The 14,154-nt window shown below is 61.8% G+C and carries 14 protein-coding genes; 6 read left to right on the top strand and 8 right to left on the bottom strand.

Features of this window, described 5'->3' with window-relative positions; genetic code table 11:
- Nucleotides 1-79 precede the first annotated feature (79 nt).
- On the top strand, nt 80-2,290 hold the full coding sequence (gene uvrB, locus HK22_RS07625) for an excinuclease ABC subunit UvrB (RefSeq protein ID WP_086649098.1): 2,211 nt from the start codon (nt 80-82) through the stop codon (nt 2,288-2,290).
- A 1-nt stretch (nt 2,291) separates the two neighbouring features.
- Nucleotides 2,292-2,798: a transcription elongation factor GreB gene (gene greB / locus HK22_RS07620; protein WP_062033406.1), complete on the top strand. Its 507-nt coding sequence runs from the start codon at nt 2,292-2,294 to the stop codon at nt 2,796-2,798.
- Nucleotides 2,799-2,802: 4 nt separating this feature from the next.
- On the opposite strand, the gene HK22_RS07615 is transcribed toward greB, so the two are convergent.
- Entirely contained in the window at nt 2,803-3,267 is a 465-nt protein-coding gene (locus HK22_RS07615; protein ID WP_086648856.1) for an NUDIX pyrophosphatase, read from the bottom strand.
- A gap of 93 nt (nt 3,268-3,360) precedes the next feature.
- Between HK22_RS07615 and gshB the strand changes: the two genes are divergently transcribed.
- Nucleotides 3,361-4,338 carry a glutathione synthase gene (gene gshB, locus HK22_RS07610; protein WP_062033400.1) on the top strand — a complete coding sequence of 326 codons (978 nt, stop codon included), beginning with the start codon at nt 3,361-3,363 and terminating at the stop codon, nt 4,336-4,338.
- Between the two features lie 37 nt (nt 4,339-4,375).
- Here the strand turns inward: gshB and HK22_RS07605 are convergent, their stop codons facing one another.
- Nucleotides 4,376-4,573 (bottom strand): hypothetical protein, encoded by a 198-nt coding sequence (locus tag HK22_RS07605; RefSeq protein WP_062033395.1) that lies wholly within the window; start codon nt 4,571-4,573, stop codon nt 4,376-4,378.
- Between the two features lie 163 nt (nt 4,574-4,736).
- Here HK22_RS07605 and HK22_RS07600 point away from each other — a divergent pair, with 163 nt between their 5' ends.
- The 3 genes from HK22_RS07600 (at nt 4,737) to HK22_RS07590 (ending at nt 7,629) form a co-directional block, all read left to right on the top strand.
- Complete coding sequence (locus HK22_RS07600) at nt 4,737-5,417, top strand: class I SAM-dependent methyltransferase (RefSeq protein ID WP_086648855.1); 681 nt, start codon at nt 4,737-4,739, stop codon at nt 5,415-5,417.
- An 86-nt stretch (nt 5,418-5,503) separates the two neighbouring features.
- Entirely contained in the window at nt 5,504-6,682 is a 1,179-nt protein-coding gene (locus tag HK22_RS07595) for a cbb3-type cytochrome c oxidase subunit I (RefSeq protein WP_086648854.1), read from the top strand.
- Entirely contained in the window at nt 6,679-7,629 is a 951-nt protein-coding gene (locus tag HK22_RS07590; protein ID WP_077802452.1) for a heme o synthase, read from the top strand. The genes HK22_RS07595 and HK22_RS07590 overlap by 4 nt, the downstream gene beginning before the upstream one ends.
- A 184-nt stretch (nt 7,630-7,813) precedes the next feature.
- On the opposite strand, the gene HK22_RS07585 is transcribed toward HK22_RS07590, so the two are convergent.
- The 6 genes from HK22_RS07585 to HK22_RS07560 form a co-directional block, all read right to left on the bottom strand.
- Nucleotides 7,814-8,764 carry a Tim44 domain-containing protein gene (locus HK22_RS07585; protein ID WP_086648853.1) on the bottom strand — a complete coding sequence of 317 codons (951 nt, stop codon included), beginning with the start codon at nt 8,762-8,764 and terminating at the stop codon, nt 7,814-7,816.
- Entirely contained in the window at nt 8,764-10,095 is a 1,332-nt protein-coding gene (locus HK22_RS07580) for a TldD/PmbA family protein (RefSeq protein WP_086648852.1), read from the bottom strand. The genes HK22_RS07585 and HK22_RS07580 overlap by 1 nt, the downstream gene beginning before the upstream one ends.
- Complete coding sequence (locus tag HK22_RS07575) at nt 10,092-11,357, bottom strand: pitrilysin family protein (RefSeq protein WP_086648851.1); 1,266 nt, start codon at nt 11,355-11,357, stop codon at nt 10,092-10,094. The genes HK22_RS07580 and HK22_RS07575 overlap by 4 nt, the downstream gene beginning before the upstream one ends.
- A gap of 63 nt (nt 11,358-11,420) precedes the next feature.
- Nucleotides 11,421-12,821, bottom strand: a complete 1,401-nt coding sequence (gene thrC / locus HK22_RS07570; protein WP_062033377.1) for a threonine synthase — start codon at nt 12,819-12,821, stop codon at nt 11,421-11,423.
- A gap of 23 nt (nt 12,822-12,844) precedes the next feature.
- Nucleotides 12,845-13,828: a hypothetical protein gene (locus HK22_RS07565; RefSeq protein WP_086648850.1), complete on the bottom strand. Its 984-nt coding sequence runs from the start codon at nt 13,826-13,828 to the stop codon at nt 12,845-12,847.
- A gap of 48 nt (nt 13,829-13,876) precedes the next feature.
- Complete coding sequence (locus HK22_RS07560; protein ID WP_233142483.1) at nt 13,877-14,113, bottom strand: hypothetical protein; 237 nt, start codon at nt 14,111-14,113, stop codon at nt 13,877-13,879.
- Nucleotides 14,114-14,154 lie beyond the last annotated feature (41 nt).

Raw genomic sequence — 14,154 nt, 5'->3', positions numbered from 1 at the left:
CGCAGGCGGAATGCTGTCCGTCCGGATGTGTGTGCAGATGCCTCTTGCTCTGTGTCACGGGGTTTCCCATCTTGGGATGATGGCCACAAAACCGACCTCTTCCGTGCGCAATGCCGCATCCATGCCCCTGACGCAGTTTCTTCCCGAGAGGCAGCCCGTCAAACCCAAGACGCGTAAACTCGTCGTCAAGTCGGACTATGATCCGGCGGGCGATCAGCCGACAGCGATTGCGGAGCTTGTGCAGGGCGTTGAGGGCGGCGAGCGGGATCAGGTTCTGCTGGGCGTTACGGGGTCTGGCAAGACGTTCAGCATGGCGAAGGTGATCGAGGCAACGCAGAAGCCGACGCTTATCCTCGCGCCAAACAAGACGCTGGCGGCGCAGCTTTACGGGGAGATGAAGCAGTTCTTTCCGGACAATGCGGTCGAGTATTTCGTGTCCTACTACGATTACTACCAGCCGGAGGCGTATGTGCCACGGTCGGACACGTATATTGAGAAGGACAGCCAGATCAACGAGCAGATCGACCGGATGCGCCATGCCGCCACACAGGCGTTGCTGGAGCGTAATGACGTCATCATCGTTGCATCCGTCTCCTGCATTTACGGTATCGGGTCGGTCGAGACATATTCGAAAATGGTGGTGCGGCTTGAGGTCGGCGGGTCCATTGACCGCGAACGGCTGATCAAGGCGCTGGTGGAGTTGCAGTACCGGCGCAATGACGCGGCGTTCGAGCGCGGGACGTTCCGGGTGCGGGGTGAGCAGATCGACATCTTCCCGGTGCAGAACGAGGACCGGGCCTGGCGTGTGTCGCTGTTTGGCGATGAGATCGACCAGATCGTGGAGTTTGATCCGCTGACGGGAAACAAGACGGCGGATCTGGCGGAAATCAGCGTCTATGCGAACTCGCATTACGTGACGCCGCGTCCCACGCTCAATCAGGCGATGATCGGGATCAAGAACGAGCTTCGCGGGCGGCTGACGCAGTTTACCGAAGAAGGCAAACTGCTGGAGGCGGAGCGTCTGTCTCAGCGGACCACGTTCGATCTGGAAATGATCGAGACGACCGGGGCGTGCAAGGGGATCGAGAACTACTCGCGCTATCTGTCGGGGCGTGGGCCGGGCGATCCGCCGCCGACGCTGTTTGAATATCTGCCGGAAGATGCGCTGCTGATCGTGGATGAAAGTCATGTCACGGTGCCGCAGATCGGCGGGATGGAGCGTGGGGACAGGGCGCGGAAAAGCGTGCTGTCGGATTACGGGTTCCGTCTGCCGTCCTGCATCGATAACCGCCCGCTGGCGTTCGGGGAGTGGAATGCATTCCGGCCACAGTCGATCTTTGTGTCGGCGACGCCGGGCCCGTGGGAAATGGAGCAGACGGGCGGTGTGTTCGCCGAGCAGATCATCCGGCCGACGGGGCTGATTGATCCGGTGACGGATGTGCGGCCGGTCGAGGGGCAGGTGGATGATCTGCTGCATGAATGTCGGGACGCGATCAGCAAGGGCGGTCGTGTTCTGGTGACGACGCTGACCAAGCGGATGGCCGAGGATCTCACGGACTATCTGGGGGAGGCGGGCGTCAAGGTCCGGTATCTGCATTCGGATGTGGATACGCTGGAGCGGATTGAAATCATCCGCGATCTGCGACTTGGGGCCTTCGATGTGCTGGTGGGAATCAACCTGCTGCGTGAGGGGCTGGATATTCCGGAATGTTCGGTCGTGGCCATTCTCGACGCCGACAAGGAAGGGTTCCTGCGGTCCAAAACCTCGCTGATCCAGACGATCGGGCGTGCGGCGCGTAACGTCGATGGGCGTGTGCTGCTTTATGCGGACAAGATGACGGACAGTCTGAAATACGCGATCGAGGAGACGGCGCGGCGTCGGGCCAAGCAGACGGAATGGAACGAGGCGCACGGGATTACGCCGATGACGGTGCGCTCGAAGATTGGCGATGCGCTTTCGTCGGTGTTCGAGCAGGATTATGTGACCGTGGCGCCGGATGGCTCTGGCGATACGGAACAGTTCGTCGGCAAATCGTTGCCTGCTACGATTCAGGATCTGGAAAAGCGGATGCGCGAGGCCGCAGCCAATCTGGACTTCGAGCAGGCAGCCCGGTTGCGTGACGAGGTCAAGCGGCTTGAGGCTATTGATATGGGGCTGGAGCCGCCGCCGATTGCGAACTCGACCGCTGGAAGACCCGGTGCGCGTAAGGCTCCGAAGACGCCTGTGCCTTTGGGGCCGGGTGGGGGCGGGTATGATCCTGCGAAAAAGAAGCGTGGCCGGGGGCGCTGAGATGGCTGAAAAGACGCCGCTTTCGCATTATCTGTCGCCGAAAGGTGCGGCGGTGATGCGCGCTGAACTGAAGGAACTCGCGCAGAAGGAACGGCCGCGCATTGTGGAGATCGTGTCCTGGGCGGCGAGTAATGGGGACCGTTCGGAGAACGCGGATTATCAGTATGGCAAACGCAGGCTGCGGGAAATCGACCGGCGGATGCGGTTTCTGGGCAAGCGGCTGGAAAATGCGGTGATCGTCGATCCCGCCGGGCAGACGACGCGGGACCGCGTGTTTTTTGGCGCGACCGTGACATATGTGGACGAGGATGACGTCGAGCATACGGTAACGATCCTTGGCGTGGACGAGTCCGATCTGGCGCGCGGCGAGGTCAGTCTGGTCTCGCCGGTGGCGCGGGCACTGATGCGGACGCGCGTGGGCGATGTTGCGATGTTGCAGACGCCGCGCGGGCCGGTTGAGATCGAGATTTTGAAGATTGTCTATCCCATGGCGGTGGCGGCGGCTTGATTGCTCATGGCAGGAGCGTGCGGTCGCACAGGCGTTCGGCTGTTTCCCAGAGTGCCGTGCGGTTGGAGTCCCATGTCAGGTGGTGGCGGGCGTCTTCGTAAGAAAACCAGCCACAGGTCGTGTGTTCGGCGGAAAGAGACAGGGTTTGACCCGTGGCATCGGCTGCGAAGCAGTGTTCCGGGATAGCGTAGAGCCGCGGTGACCATGTGGCGCGGGCTGCAAAATGGCTGACCGGGATGGTGGCGCTGGCCTGTAGCGGAAAAAGGGGTGTGTCGGCCGAGAGGCCGCTTTCTTCCTGCATTTCGCGTCTGGCGGCTTGCAGGGGTGCTTCGCCGTCGTCACCGCCGCCTGCGATGGGTTGCCAGTCCCCGGAATCGCTGCGGCGGAAGAGGGCGTATTCGGTGCCGCGATCGGTCTTGCGGAACGGCAGGACGAGAACCTGAAACGGAGCGCGACGTGGGGTAGTCATTTAGGAAACTCCGGGGTGCGGGATTTTGAAAAACCGGGTCATGCGGTTACAGAGGACTGGACCACTCCCCTTTCTCCCTGCCGGAGTTTCTCGATGTCCCGTTCTCTTCGTGTTGCTGTTCAGATGGACCCGCTGGAGTACGTCAATATTGATGGCGACTCCACGTTTGCGATGATGCTCGAAGCGCAGGCGCGCGGCTATGAGCTGTGGGTCTATCCGGTGACGACGCTGAGCCTTGTCGAAGGGCAGGGTCAGGGTGGCCGTGTACAGGCACGGGCGCGACGGGTCGAGGTGCGGCGCGAGCGTGGCAATCACGCGACGTTTGGCGAAGAGCAGGTGCTGGATCTGGGGCAGACGGATGTGATCCTGATGCGTCAGGATCCGCCGTTCGACATGGGATATATCACGGCGACGCATATGCTTGAGCACGTGCATGGTGTGGGCGAAGGTCGCTCGCTGGTGGTGAACGATCCGGTGGCTGTGCGCAATGCGCCGGAAAAGCTTCTGGTGACGCATTTTCCGCATCTGATGCCGCCTACACTTGTGACGTGGGATACGCGCGAAATTCTGGCGTTCCGTGAGAAGTATCAGGACATTATCGTCAAGCCGCTGTTCGGCAATGGCGGTGCGGGGATTTTCCGGATCAAGCCGGATGATGAGAATCTGGGGGCGCTGCTGGAGATGCACTTCGCACGTTCGCGTGAGCCGCTCATGATTCAGCGTTATGAGCCGGCCGTGCGTCAGGGCGACAAGCGCATCATTCTGGTGGATGGCGAGGCCATCGGTGCGATCAACCGCGTCCCGGCAACGGGTGAGGCGCGCTCGAACATGCATGTGGGCGGTCGGGCCATGAGTGTGGAACTGACGGCGCGTGATCGGGAGATCTGTGAGTCGATCGGGCCCTATCTGCGCGAACATGGCCTGATTTTCACCGGGATCGACGTGATCGGGAACTGGCTGACGGAAATCAACGTCACGTCACCAACGGGTTTGCAGGAACTGGATCGTTTTGACGGAATCAACAGTGCGGGGCTGATCTGGGATGCGATCGAAAGACGCGTTCTGGCCTGAAGGAAAGTTGGAATGGGCTGCCCGGAAGGGCGGCCTGTCAGGGCGTATCCTCGTCTGAAGAAGGCATGTGGGCGAAGGATGTCCGGGGTTCATCTGGAGCAAGTTCTTTGATTTCGGGAGTGCTTTCCCGGCCGAAACGATTACCGAACCAGTCCTGAAGAGGTATGCGGAAATACAGGAAATAGACGGCGCCCCAGGCGCCCAAAGTGACCGCAACAAGGAAATAGATCAGCACGTTTGTTCTCCTGAGCCCGTTTTGAGGCATGGGTTTGAAACGTCATGCACACTGCGTGTCTTGCCAGATGCCTATCGGGGAGGGCAAGAAGGTGCGAATTGAACATGTTCCGGATAGCTCTGGCCTGTGAAGGCCGAGCGGACAAAGAAGGTCGCATATCACAATGTCCTCAACCCTTTCCCCGCGTTCGGCACTGGACGCGGAAGCCGTCAAAACGGCTTATCGTCGTTGGGCCCGTGTTTATGATACTGTTTTTGGCGGTATCTCGGGTTACGGGCGCAAGAGAGCAGTGGCTGCAGTCAATGCCCTGCCAGGAGAAAGGGTTCTGGAGGTCGGCGTCGGGACGGGGCTGGCCCTGCCGGCTTATTCCCAGAGCAAGCGCATCACGGGAATCGATCTTTCCGAAGACATGCTGGAGCGTGCACGGATGCGGGTGCTTCAGGAGCATCTGACGAACGTGGACGATCTGCTGGAAATGGATGCGGAAGCCACGACGTTCGAAGACGACAGTTTCGACATTGCGGTGGCGATGTTTGTGGCTTCCGTTGTTCCGCATCCTGCCCGCCTGCTGGCCGAGCTCAAGCGTGTTGTGAAGCCCGGTGGACATATCCTGTTCGTCAATCATTTTCTGGCAACCGGTGGCGTGCGTCTGTCTGTTGAGCGTGGAATGGCGCGGGCATCGCGTTCGCTGGGCTGGCATCCGGATTTCGCCATTGAGTCGCTTCTGCCGCCGGAAGATCTACGTCGTGCCACGCTGACCCCGGTTCCACCTGCAGGGCTGTTTACACTCGTGACATTGCCGCAATGCGAGAGTAAAAGCGACGCAGCAGCCCTGGTCGCCTGATCGGCGTTTGGTTCCGCACGTGTGTCGGCGCCGAGTATTCCGACGCTCGCTGCGGTATTCCTAGTTCAGGGACCGACTACGCGATCATGACTTATCAGGCCGTCGATACTGCTCCGGATACTGCCTCGGCCCGCTCCAGCCGCCGAGTCGGGACATCCTTCATTCTGCTGGCCCTGTTTGCGGGCCTGCTGGGTGGGTCGCTGGCCCTGCCAATTCTTCAGACACACCCCACGAGCGGGCAGGCCTTCTGCCACGGTATTCTCATGACGTTCTTCGTCATGTGTCCTGCGGCGCTTGGTGGTTTCGGGCAGTGGCTTCTGCCAATCGCGCTCGGGACCGACCGGACGGTGCTCCGGGGGCTGACACTGGCCGGCTTCGGTTTTCTGTCAGCTGGTGTGGTTCTGTTACCGGTTCTGCCATTTGTAGCACTGCTGCTCTGGTCGGTCGGTATTCTGGCGGTAGCGATTGATGTTATCACTACCTGCCTTGAAGGGCGCACCTGCCGCTTCCGGGACATGCCGCCGCTGGCCTGGTCGCTTTTGGCCACAGCGTGCAGCGTTGTGCTGGTCGCGCCTGTTCTGGCTGCTGTCGTCACGCGCGGCATGATGGACGGACTGACCACCGACGTCCTGATTGAGACGCTCCATCTGCCTGAAATGGCACTGATGCTGACCCCGGCACTCGGGCTGGTCACGTCGGCGCTGCTTTCGCGCACTGCTCGTGGCGGAATGTCCTGGACGGTTGCGCCTTATGTCTTTGGCGTGATGGGGATTGGCGGGCCGCTGTTCTGGATGGATGGTCTGTATGGGTCTCTTGCATCCGGAGTGGGGGCCAGCCTTGTCCTGATGACGCAGATCGTGCCGTCAGTGGTGCTGATTGGAGCGCTGTGCCGGGATGTGTGGCAGCAGAAGCGCGATCTGGATGGCGCCGCGCTGTGGGCGATTGGCAGCATTCTTCTCTTCGCTGCGGGTTGGCTGTCTGATGGGTTGCCCGGGCATTCCGGCGATCATACGGCCGTGGCGTTTGGCGGGATCATGGCGTTGTGTGGCGGGTTCTATGCCTGGGTCGAGAGGCTTCTCCCCGGTCGTGTTCCTGCTTTGCTGAGCCGGGTTCATGCGGGTCTCATGCTGGGGGGGGCGTTCTGTTCGATCGTACCGGGCGTGATGATCTATGGTGAGATTTTGATGGGTGTCAGCCTGTTGGCCTTTGGTCTGGTGGGGCTGTTTCTGTTGAGGGAGACCGGGCGTGCCCGGGTCTCGGCATGAGCGATACGGCGACACCTCTGGCCCCTTCGGGGGTTTTTTCCATTCCGGGGAAGGATGGTGATCCCTCCCTGCGTGAATGGTTGGCGCTTCTCAAGCCGCGCGTGATTTCGCTGGTGGTGTTTACGGGTGCTGCGGGTATGGCCGTGGCGCCGCGCTGGCCGTCCATTCCCATCGGGCTGATTACCATTCTGTGCATCTGCATCGGGGCAGGCGCCGCGGGTGCGATCAACATGTGGTATGACCGCGATATTGATGCGATCATGAAGCGGACGGTCGTACGCCCCATTCCCGACGGTCGGATGCCGGAGCAGGCGGCACTGGTTTATGGTGTCGTGCTCTCGGCTCTGTCCGTGGTTGTGCTGTGGCTGGCGACGAATGCGCTGGCGGCCGGGATCTTGGCGTTCTCGATTTTCTTCTACAGCGTCATTTACACGATGTGGCTCAAGCGAAGCACGCCGCAGAACATCGTGATTGGTGGGGCTGCGGGGGCGTTTCCGCCGATGATCGGCTGGGCTGCAACCATGAATTCCATGGACGTGCTGCCGGTGGCGATGTTTGCGATCGTGTTCCTGTGGACGCCGCCGCATTTCTGGTCCCTGTCGCTCTATGCGTGCAAGGATTACGGCAAGGCGGGCATACCGATGCTGCCGGTCGTGAAGGGTGCACGCCATACGCGCTGGCAGATCCTGATCTACACGTTCATTCTTGCGGCAGTGTCGCTGGTGCCGAGCTTCGTGCATGAAGTCGGGCTGACCTATACGGTTGTGACCAGCCTGCTGGATCTGGGCTTCATTCTGTGTGCGTTCCGGGTTCTGACGGACCAGCAGGATGCGGAAGGGGTGAGCCTGACGAAGGACAAGCCGGCGCGGTTTGCGTTCCGCTATTCGCTGGCTTATCTGTTCCTGCTGTTCTGCGGGCTTCTGGTTGACCGGGTGCTGATCGGATGAGCATGACCACTGATATTGATCTGGCCCGTAAACGACGACTGAGTCGGATTACGGGGATTGTTGGCGGCGTGGTGCTGCTGGCCGTCATCTTTTATGTGATTACTCTGACGCGGCTTTAAAAAGCGTTCAGGCAATAAAAAAGGCCCGGGGGTTTCCCCCGGGCCTTTTTCTGTTTTGGGGTTTGTCAGCCAGCCTGCTGGATGGCGGAGAGGATCCAGTTGCCGCGGCCGTCGGCGCGGACGAAGGTCCAGAGTTCGGTCACGGTGACGGGCTCAGTGGAACTGCCGTCGATGACGTTGCCCATGGAGTCCGTGGTGACGTCCGTCATGGAGTAGCGCATCGCGACGGTGGCGTAGGTGAGGCTGCCTTCGCGCCAAGCTTCCGAAAGGTCTCCGCGCTGGAACTGGACGTTGGACACGATGTTCCGGGCCCCACGGCTCGCCAGATCGGAAAGCTGGGCGTTGAAATAGCCCGTCATTTCCGGAGTGGCCATGTTGGAGAGCGCGCGCATGTTCTGTGCGCTCCAGGCGGCCTGGATGTCGAGCAGGAGCCTCTGGAAGCTTGTGTAGTCGTCGTTGGTAAGCGTCACGGGGGTGCTGCCGCCATTATTGCCGAAAGGCGGTGCCGCGCCAGCAGATGACGGCATGCCCATCGGGCTTCCGCTCATCTGGTTCTGGCGGCGGTTGCCGAACATGCGAAGCACGAACGCGATCAGGCCACCGATGATAAGGACCTGAAACAGGAAGCCAAAGAAGGACGTGCCGCCTGTCATGCCGCCCATCATGCCGTGACCGCTCAGCAGACCGAAGAGGCCCGCGCCCAGAAAGCCACCTGCGAAGCCGCTCAGGAACGGATGGCGGACAGGGTAGGAGGGCCTGTATGCCGGAGCGCCGTAACCGGGCATAGGACGGGCCGGAGAGGCATAGCCGGGTGCGCCGTAATTGGGCGACGGACGCGGGGTGGCCGACTGGTCCATCGGGCGGGCCCAGCCGGGCGTGATGGATGTGCGCGGGGGCGCGCTCCAGGTGTGGGAGCCACGGCTTCCGATGGAGCTGCCGCCGCCTGGCCGTGCAACTGCGGTTCCGAGGACGCAGAGAAAGGCAAAGGCGATCGGGAGAAGTCGAAAATTACGCATCAAAGTCCTGCAATGTTCATGCCGTCGATCCGGATACTCGGCGCGTTAACGCTTTGCCGGAACATTAGATCACTGCCCGGAACCATGCGGGCAAACATGTCTTTCAGGTTGCCTGCCACCGTGAGTTCGGCGACGGGCTCGGCGATCTCGCCGTTGCGGATCATGAAGCCCGAAGCGCCACGGCTGTAATCGCCAGTCAGCATGTTGACCGATGAACCCATGAGTTCGGTGATCAGAAACCCTTCAATGATATCGGAACGCAGGGCCTCGGAAGAAAGGGTTCCGGCTGCAAGATGAAGGTTTGTCACACTCGGGGAAGGCGGCGAGGCGACGCCGCGGCTGGCGCGGCCGTTCGTGGGCATGTTGAGCTGGCGGCCGCTGCGGGAGTCGAGCAGCCAGGTCTGGAGGACGCCGTTTGCGATCAGATCCAGCGGAAGAGCGGCACAGCCTTCGGCGTCGAAGGGGCGGGATGCCGCGCCCCGGATGCGGCGCGGATCGTCATGGACGGTCAGGCCCGAGGAGAGGATCTGCTTGCCGAGGCTGTCCTTGAGGAAAGATGTGCCCCGTGCGATGGCCGCACCGTTGATGGCGCCGACCAGATGGCCGAGCAGCGTGGCGGAGACGCGCGGGTCGTAGATCACGCTGTAAGTGCCGGTGCGGGGACGGCCGGGATTGATGCGTGCTAGTACCCGCTCGGCGGCTTCACGACCGATAATGTCCGCGCTTTCGAGGTCTTCGAGATGCACGGCGCTGCGATAGGCGTAGTCGCGTTGCATTGTGCCACCTTCGCCAGCCAGGACGCTGGCGCTGGTGGAGTGTGTGGTGCGGCTGTAGGCGCCGAAGAAGCCTGCCGAGGTGCCGAGTGCGACCGAGGTGCGGCCGTGACCGGCTGAGGCGCCGTTGGTGTTGGTGATGCCTTCAAAGGAGAGGGCGGTGTCCTCGGCCTCGCGGGCGCGGGCGAGGAGGTCGTCCATGCTTGGTGCGGAGCTGCATTCGAGGTCCAGTCCGGCGGCGTCGAAACGGCCCTGAAGGGCGGATTCGGCCAGGCCGGCATACTGGTCTTCGGGGATGACGAGAGCCATGGCGCAGGCCTGTTCGGCGAGACGGTCGAATTCGGCTTCGTTCAGAACGCTGGTCGAAACCGTCGCTGCGCGTTTGCCGCGAAAGACGCGCAGGCCGAGGGCGACGCTCTCGGAGCGCTCGATACCTTCGGGGACGCCTTTGCGGACGAGTGCGGATTCGGACTCGTCGCGGACGAGAATGGCGTCCGCGTGGTCCGCGCCATGGCGGCGGGCGGCGGCGAGGAGGGCTTCGACGGGCGTTGTGGTCATGCGGCGAGCCTTGCTGTGATGTCCTCCAGGGAGGGCATGTTGCCGACGGGGCCGATGGCGGTGAAGGTCGGCGTGCCGGAGAAAATGGTGCGGGCGACGCGCAGGATGTCGTCTTCCGTCACGGCATCGATCTTGCCAACCGTCTCGGCTGTCGGGATCGGGCGGTTATGGACCTGGATCTGGCGGGCGAGCTGTTCGCAGCGGCTGCCGGTGCTTTCCAGCGACATCAGGAGCGAGGATTTGAGCTGGGCGCGGGCGCGGGAGAGTTCCGCTTCGCTCAGGCCGTCCTGAAGGCGCTTGAGTTCGTCGATCATGACGGGGACGAGTTCGGCGGCCTGCTCCTCGCCCGTGCCGGCGTAGAGGCCGAACAGGCCGCTGTCGCTGAAGGGGGAGGCGAAGGAATAGACGCTGTAGACCAGACCGCGACGCTCACGGATTTCCTGGAACAGGCGCGAGGACATGCCGCCGCCGAGTAGCGTCGAGAGGATCATGACCGCGTAATGGTCGGGGTGCATGTAGCTGACGGACGGGAAGCCCATGACGAGATGGGCCTGATCCAGTTCGCGGGTCGTGCGCAGTTCGCCGCCTTCATACGCGGCCGCGCGGGGGCGGGGCGTCTGATGGGTGGGGAGGTCGCGGAAGTGTTCCTTCACGAGAGCCACGACGTCCTGATGGTGCAGGTTTCCGGCGGCGGCGATGGTGATGTTGTGGGTCGTGTAGTGCTCGCGCATGTAGGACATGAGCGTGTCGCGCGTCATGGTCGAGACGAGCTCTTCCGAGCCCAGTGTGGGGCGGCCCATGGGCTGTTCCGGGAAGGCGCGTTCCTGAAACTGATCGAAGATGATGTCGTCTGGCGTGTCGTTGGCCTGACCGATTTCCTGAAGGATGACGCCGCGTTCGCGCTCGATTTCGGCGCCCAGAAACGTGCTGTGGGTCAGGATGTCGCCGATGATGTCCACGCCGAGGGCGAGGTCGTTCTTCAGCAGCTTGACGTAATAGGCTGTGGTTTCGCGGGCGGTATAGGCGTTGATATAGCCGCCAACATTCTCGATGTCTTCGGCGATCTGCGCCGCTGAGCGGCGTTCGGTGCCCTTGAAGGCCATGTGTTCGAGGAAGTGGGAAACGCCGTTATTGGCGGCAGTCTCGTCGCGCGTGCCGATGGAGACATAGGCTCCGAAAGACACGGTTTCAACACGGTCCATTCGTTCGGTGATGATGGTCAGGCCGTTATCGAGTCTGGTGACTTCAATCGTATCGGGCATGAGGTTCCGTAATGTCGAAGGAAGGCAGGCTTCCCGGATGGGAAGCCTGTGTTTTTCTGAAGATCAGGCGCGCTTGATGTGGGCGCGAACGGCGTCCTGAAGGCCTGCAATCTGGCTGTCCATGCATTCGTAACGCTCGGTGCGTTCGAACAAGTCTGACAGATGTGGCGGGAGTTTGGGGTGGATGCCGGTGGCGGCAATCACGGCATCCGGGAACTTGGCGGGATGGGCCGTGGCGGCCGCGACCATGGGGGTGCCGGGTTCCTGGAAGCGCCTGCCGACGGCGAGGCCGATCGCGGTGTGCGGGTCCGCGAGATAGAGGCTCTCGTTGTAGAACAGGCGCATGGCTTCGCTGTTCTGCTCGTCGGTGAGGGTCATGCCCTCGAAGACGTCCTTCATGCGGGTCCAGGCGTCATGCGGGACGGCCATGCGGCCGGTTTCGCGGAATTCGCGCATGATGGCGGCGCAGCGTGTGGCGTTGCGGTCCAGCAGTTCGAATAGCAGACGCTCGAAATTGGACGAGACCTGGATGTCCATCGACGGTGACAGGCTGGGCTCGACCGTACGCACGCTCATGTCATTGTCGATGACGAAGCGCGTGAGGATGTCGTTGCGGTTGGAGCCGATGCAGAGCTTTTTGATGGGCAGGCCCATCTGCTTTGCGGCCCAGGCGGCGAGGACGTTGCCGAAATTGCCGGTCGGAACCGAGAAGGAGACTTCGCGGTCCGGTGCGCCGAGGGCGAGGGCTGCGCGGACGTAATACGGGATCTGGGCTGCGATACGGGCCCAGTTGATGGAATTGACGGCCGAGAGCGAGACTTCGTCACGGAAGGCATGGTCAGCGAACATCGCCTTGACCAGATCCTGACAGGTGTCGAAATCGCCTTCGACGGCAATGTTGAGGATGTTGTCATCCTGAACGGTCGTCATCTGGCGGCGCTGAACGTCCGAGGTGCGGCCCTTGGGGTGCAGGATGACGACGGAGAGGCGTTCGCGGCCACGGCAGGCCTCGATGGCGGCCGAGCCAGTGTCGCCGGAAGTCGCGCCGACGATCGTGACATGGCGGTTGCGCTGGGTCAGGACGTGATCAAACAGGCGGCCGAGCATCTGCATCGCCATGTCTTTGAAGGCGAGCGTCGGGCCGTGGAACAGCTCGAGGGAGTAGAGATCCTGCTCGACTTCGATCAGGGGGACCACGGCGGCATGGTCGAAACCAGCATAGGCATCGCGGGTCATGTCGCGAAGAGTGTCGACGTCGATAGCGCCTTCGGTGAAGAGGGCGATGACTTCGGCGGCGAGGTCCGGATAGGAGAGCGTGCGCCACTCGCGCAGGGTCTGCGGGCTGATCTTCGGCCAGCTCTCCGGCATGTAGAGACCACCATCTCCCGCAAGGCCGGCGAGAAGGATGTCAGAAAAGTTCGGGGCGTCGGCGGTCAGCTCGCCGCGGGTCGATCGGTAGCGCATGGGGAAATTTATATCACGTCCTGTCAGGGCAAAGCGATGCGAAGAATGTGCGTTGTGCCATCTTCCGTGGCCAGCACGGCCATCTGGTGACTGTCGGGAACCGCGGGGGCGCCTGCGTCATAGAGACGTGGGTCCCGGATAATCCGCAGGGGAATCCGGTCACTGCCAAATTTCAGGATGCTGCCGACAGTAATGTCGGACAGGTAAAATATGTTGTCCGGGGTCAGGGTTTCCCCGCCAATGCTGGGGGTAGTCCGCCATTCGGTGATGCCGTCAAGCTGTTCGACGGGGGTGAAATCCGTATCGGTCAGCAGGGCGGTGTCAATGCGGGACATCGGGCCGCAGGCGGGCTGATAGAACAGCCACTGACCTTTTGTGTCCAGAAGCAGAAAGCGCACATTGCCACCGGCCATGGGGCGTCCGTCTGGTCCCATCCGGGGCTCGCCGGCACGCAGGAGCGGATGGCGACCGATAAGGGACATGTCATAAGACAGGAAGCGCTTTGCGGTGCCAGTCTTGAGGTCAGCGACGACGAGGGCGGGCTTGCCTTCATCGGCCAGATAGGCCTGCGCGCCGTGAATCTGGAGCGCGACAAGATTACTGCCCGTAACTGTGGCGCCTGTCAGTGCGAGGCGAGACTGGGCCGCTCCATCCATGGACATGCGGATGAGCGTGGGCATCTTTTCTGTCGAAAGCCCCCAGAGATCATTGCCTGATACCGTGAGGAATACCAGAGGCTCAGTGGGAACGTCGGGACCTGACAGGGGAGTCGAGGTGTTGGTGGCATCGATCCGGACGGGATGTCCACTGCTATCGAGGGCCAGATAAGTTCCGTTTTTGCCGGCTAAAAGTGTTGTGCTTCGAAGGCCGGGAAGTGCCGCGTCGGCTGTGATGGACGCCTGAGCGGCAGAGTCCTGCCAGGGGTGATCCGCTCTGGCGGGGGAGGCCATGCAGGCCAGTGCCACCAGGCCTGTTAGGGCGGCGGCGTGCAGAAGACGGGTTTTCATAAGACTGACATTGCCTTGCCAGAGCTGTTTGGCAAGGATGAAGTGGACTCAGGAGTTCGCGTCGGTTTTCTGTTTGAGGGTTTTCTGATGGGCTGGAACGGGCCCCTGGCCGTCAGCGATGGGGCTTTTTATCGGTCCAGCTGCGTTGCTGAGGGCGGACGGTGCAGGCTTCGGATTGGAAAGCCATGGAGAGAGTTCCTGTTCGATCGGGAACAGGACCGCGGCATGCATGAGCAGGGCGGCTTCGACAGTCAGGCATTCGATTGACCAGCGATTGTCGGGCATGCGGGAGATATAGTGTCCGGAAGCTGTGCGGCGCACTTCAA

Source organism: Gluconobacter sp. DsW_056, from assembly GCF_002153595.1.
GTDB classification, from domain to species: Bacteria; Pseudomonadota; Alphaproteobacteria; order Acetobacterales; family Acetobacteraceae; genus Gluconobacter; species Gluconobacter albidus.
Note: the sequence above shows the minus strand (reverse complement) of the source record. Positions and strands in the feature narration are given on the sequence as shown.

Bases quoted from the DNA above. Each gene is read 5' to 3' on its own strand.
- HK22_RS07600 (WP_086648855.1), top strand. From the start codon at position 4,737: ATGTCCTCAACCCTTTCCCCGCGTTCGGCACTGGACGCGGAAGCCGTC.
- gshB (WP_062033400.1), top strand. From the start codon at position 3,361: ATGTCCCGTTCTCTTCGTGTTGCTGTTCAGATGGACCCGCTGGAGTAC.
- HK22_RS07565 (WP_086648850.1), bottom strand. From the start codon at position 13,828: ATGAAAACCCGTCTTCTGCACGCCGCCGCCCTAACAGGCCTGGTGGCA.
- HK22_RS07595 (WP_086648854.1), top strand. From the start codon at position 5,504: ATGACTTATCAGGCCGTCGATACTGCTCCGGATACTGCCTCGGCCCGC.
- HK22_RS07560 (WP_233142483.1), bottom strand. From the start codon at position 14,113: ATGCCCGACAATCGCTGGTCAATCGAATGCCTGACTGTCGAAGCCGCC.
- uvrB (WP_086649098.1), top strand. From the start codon at position 80: ATGGCCACAAAACCGACCTCTTCCGTGCGCAATGCCGCATCCATGCCC.
- HK22_RS07575 (WP_086648851.1), bottom strand. From the start codon at position 11,357: ATGCCCGATACGATTGAAGTCACCAGACTCGATAACGGCCTGACCATC.
- HK22_RS07615 (WP_086648856.1), bottom strand. From the start codon at position 3,267: ATGACTACCCCACGTCGCGCTCCGTTTCAGGTTCTCGTCCTGCCGTTC.
- greB (WP_062033406.1), top strand. From the start codon at position 2,292: ATGGCTGAAAAGACGCCGCTTTCGCATTATCTGTCGCCGAAAGGTGCG.
- HK22_RS07580 (WP_086648852.1), bottom strand. From the start codon at position 10,095: ATGACCACAACGCCCGTCGAAGCCCTCCTCGCCGCCGCCCGCCGCCAT.
- HK22_RS07590 (WP_077802452.1), top strand. From the start codon at position 6,679: ATGAGCGATACGGCGACACCTCTGGCCCCTTCGGGGGTTTTTTCCATT.
- HK22_RS07585 (WP_086648853.1), bottom strand. From the start codon at position 8,764: ATGCGTAATTTTCGACTTCTCCCGATCGCCTTTGCCTTTCTCTGCGTC.
- thrC (WP_062033377.1), bottom strand. From the start codon at position 12,821: ATGCGCTACCGATCGACCCGCGGCGAGCTGACCGCCGACGCCCCGAAC.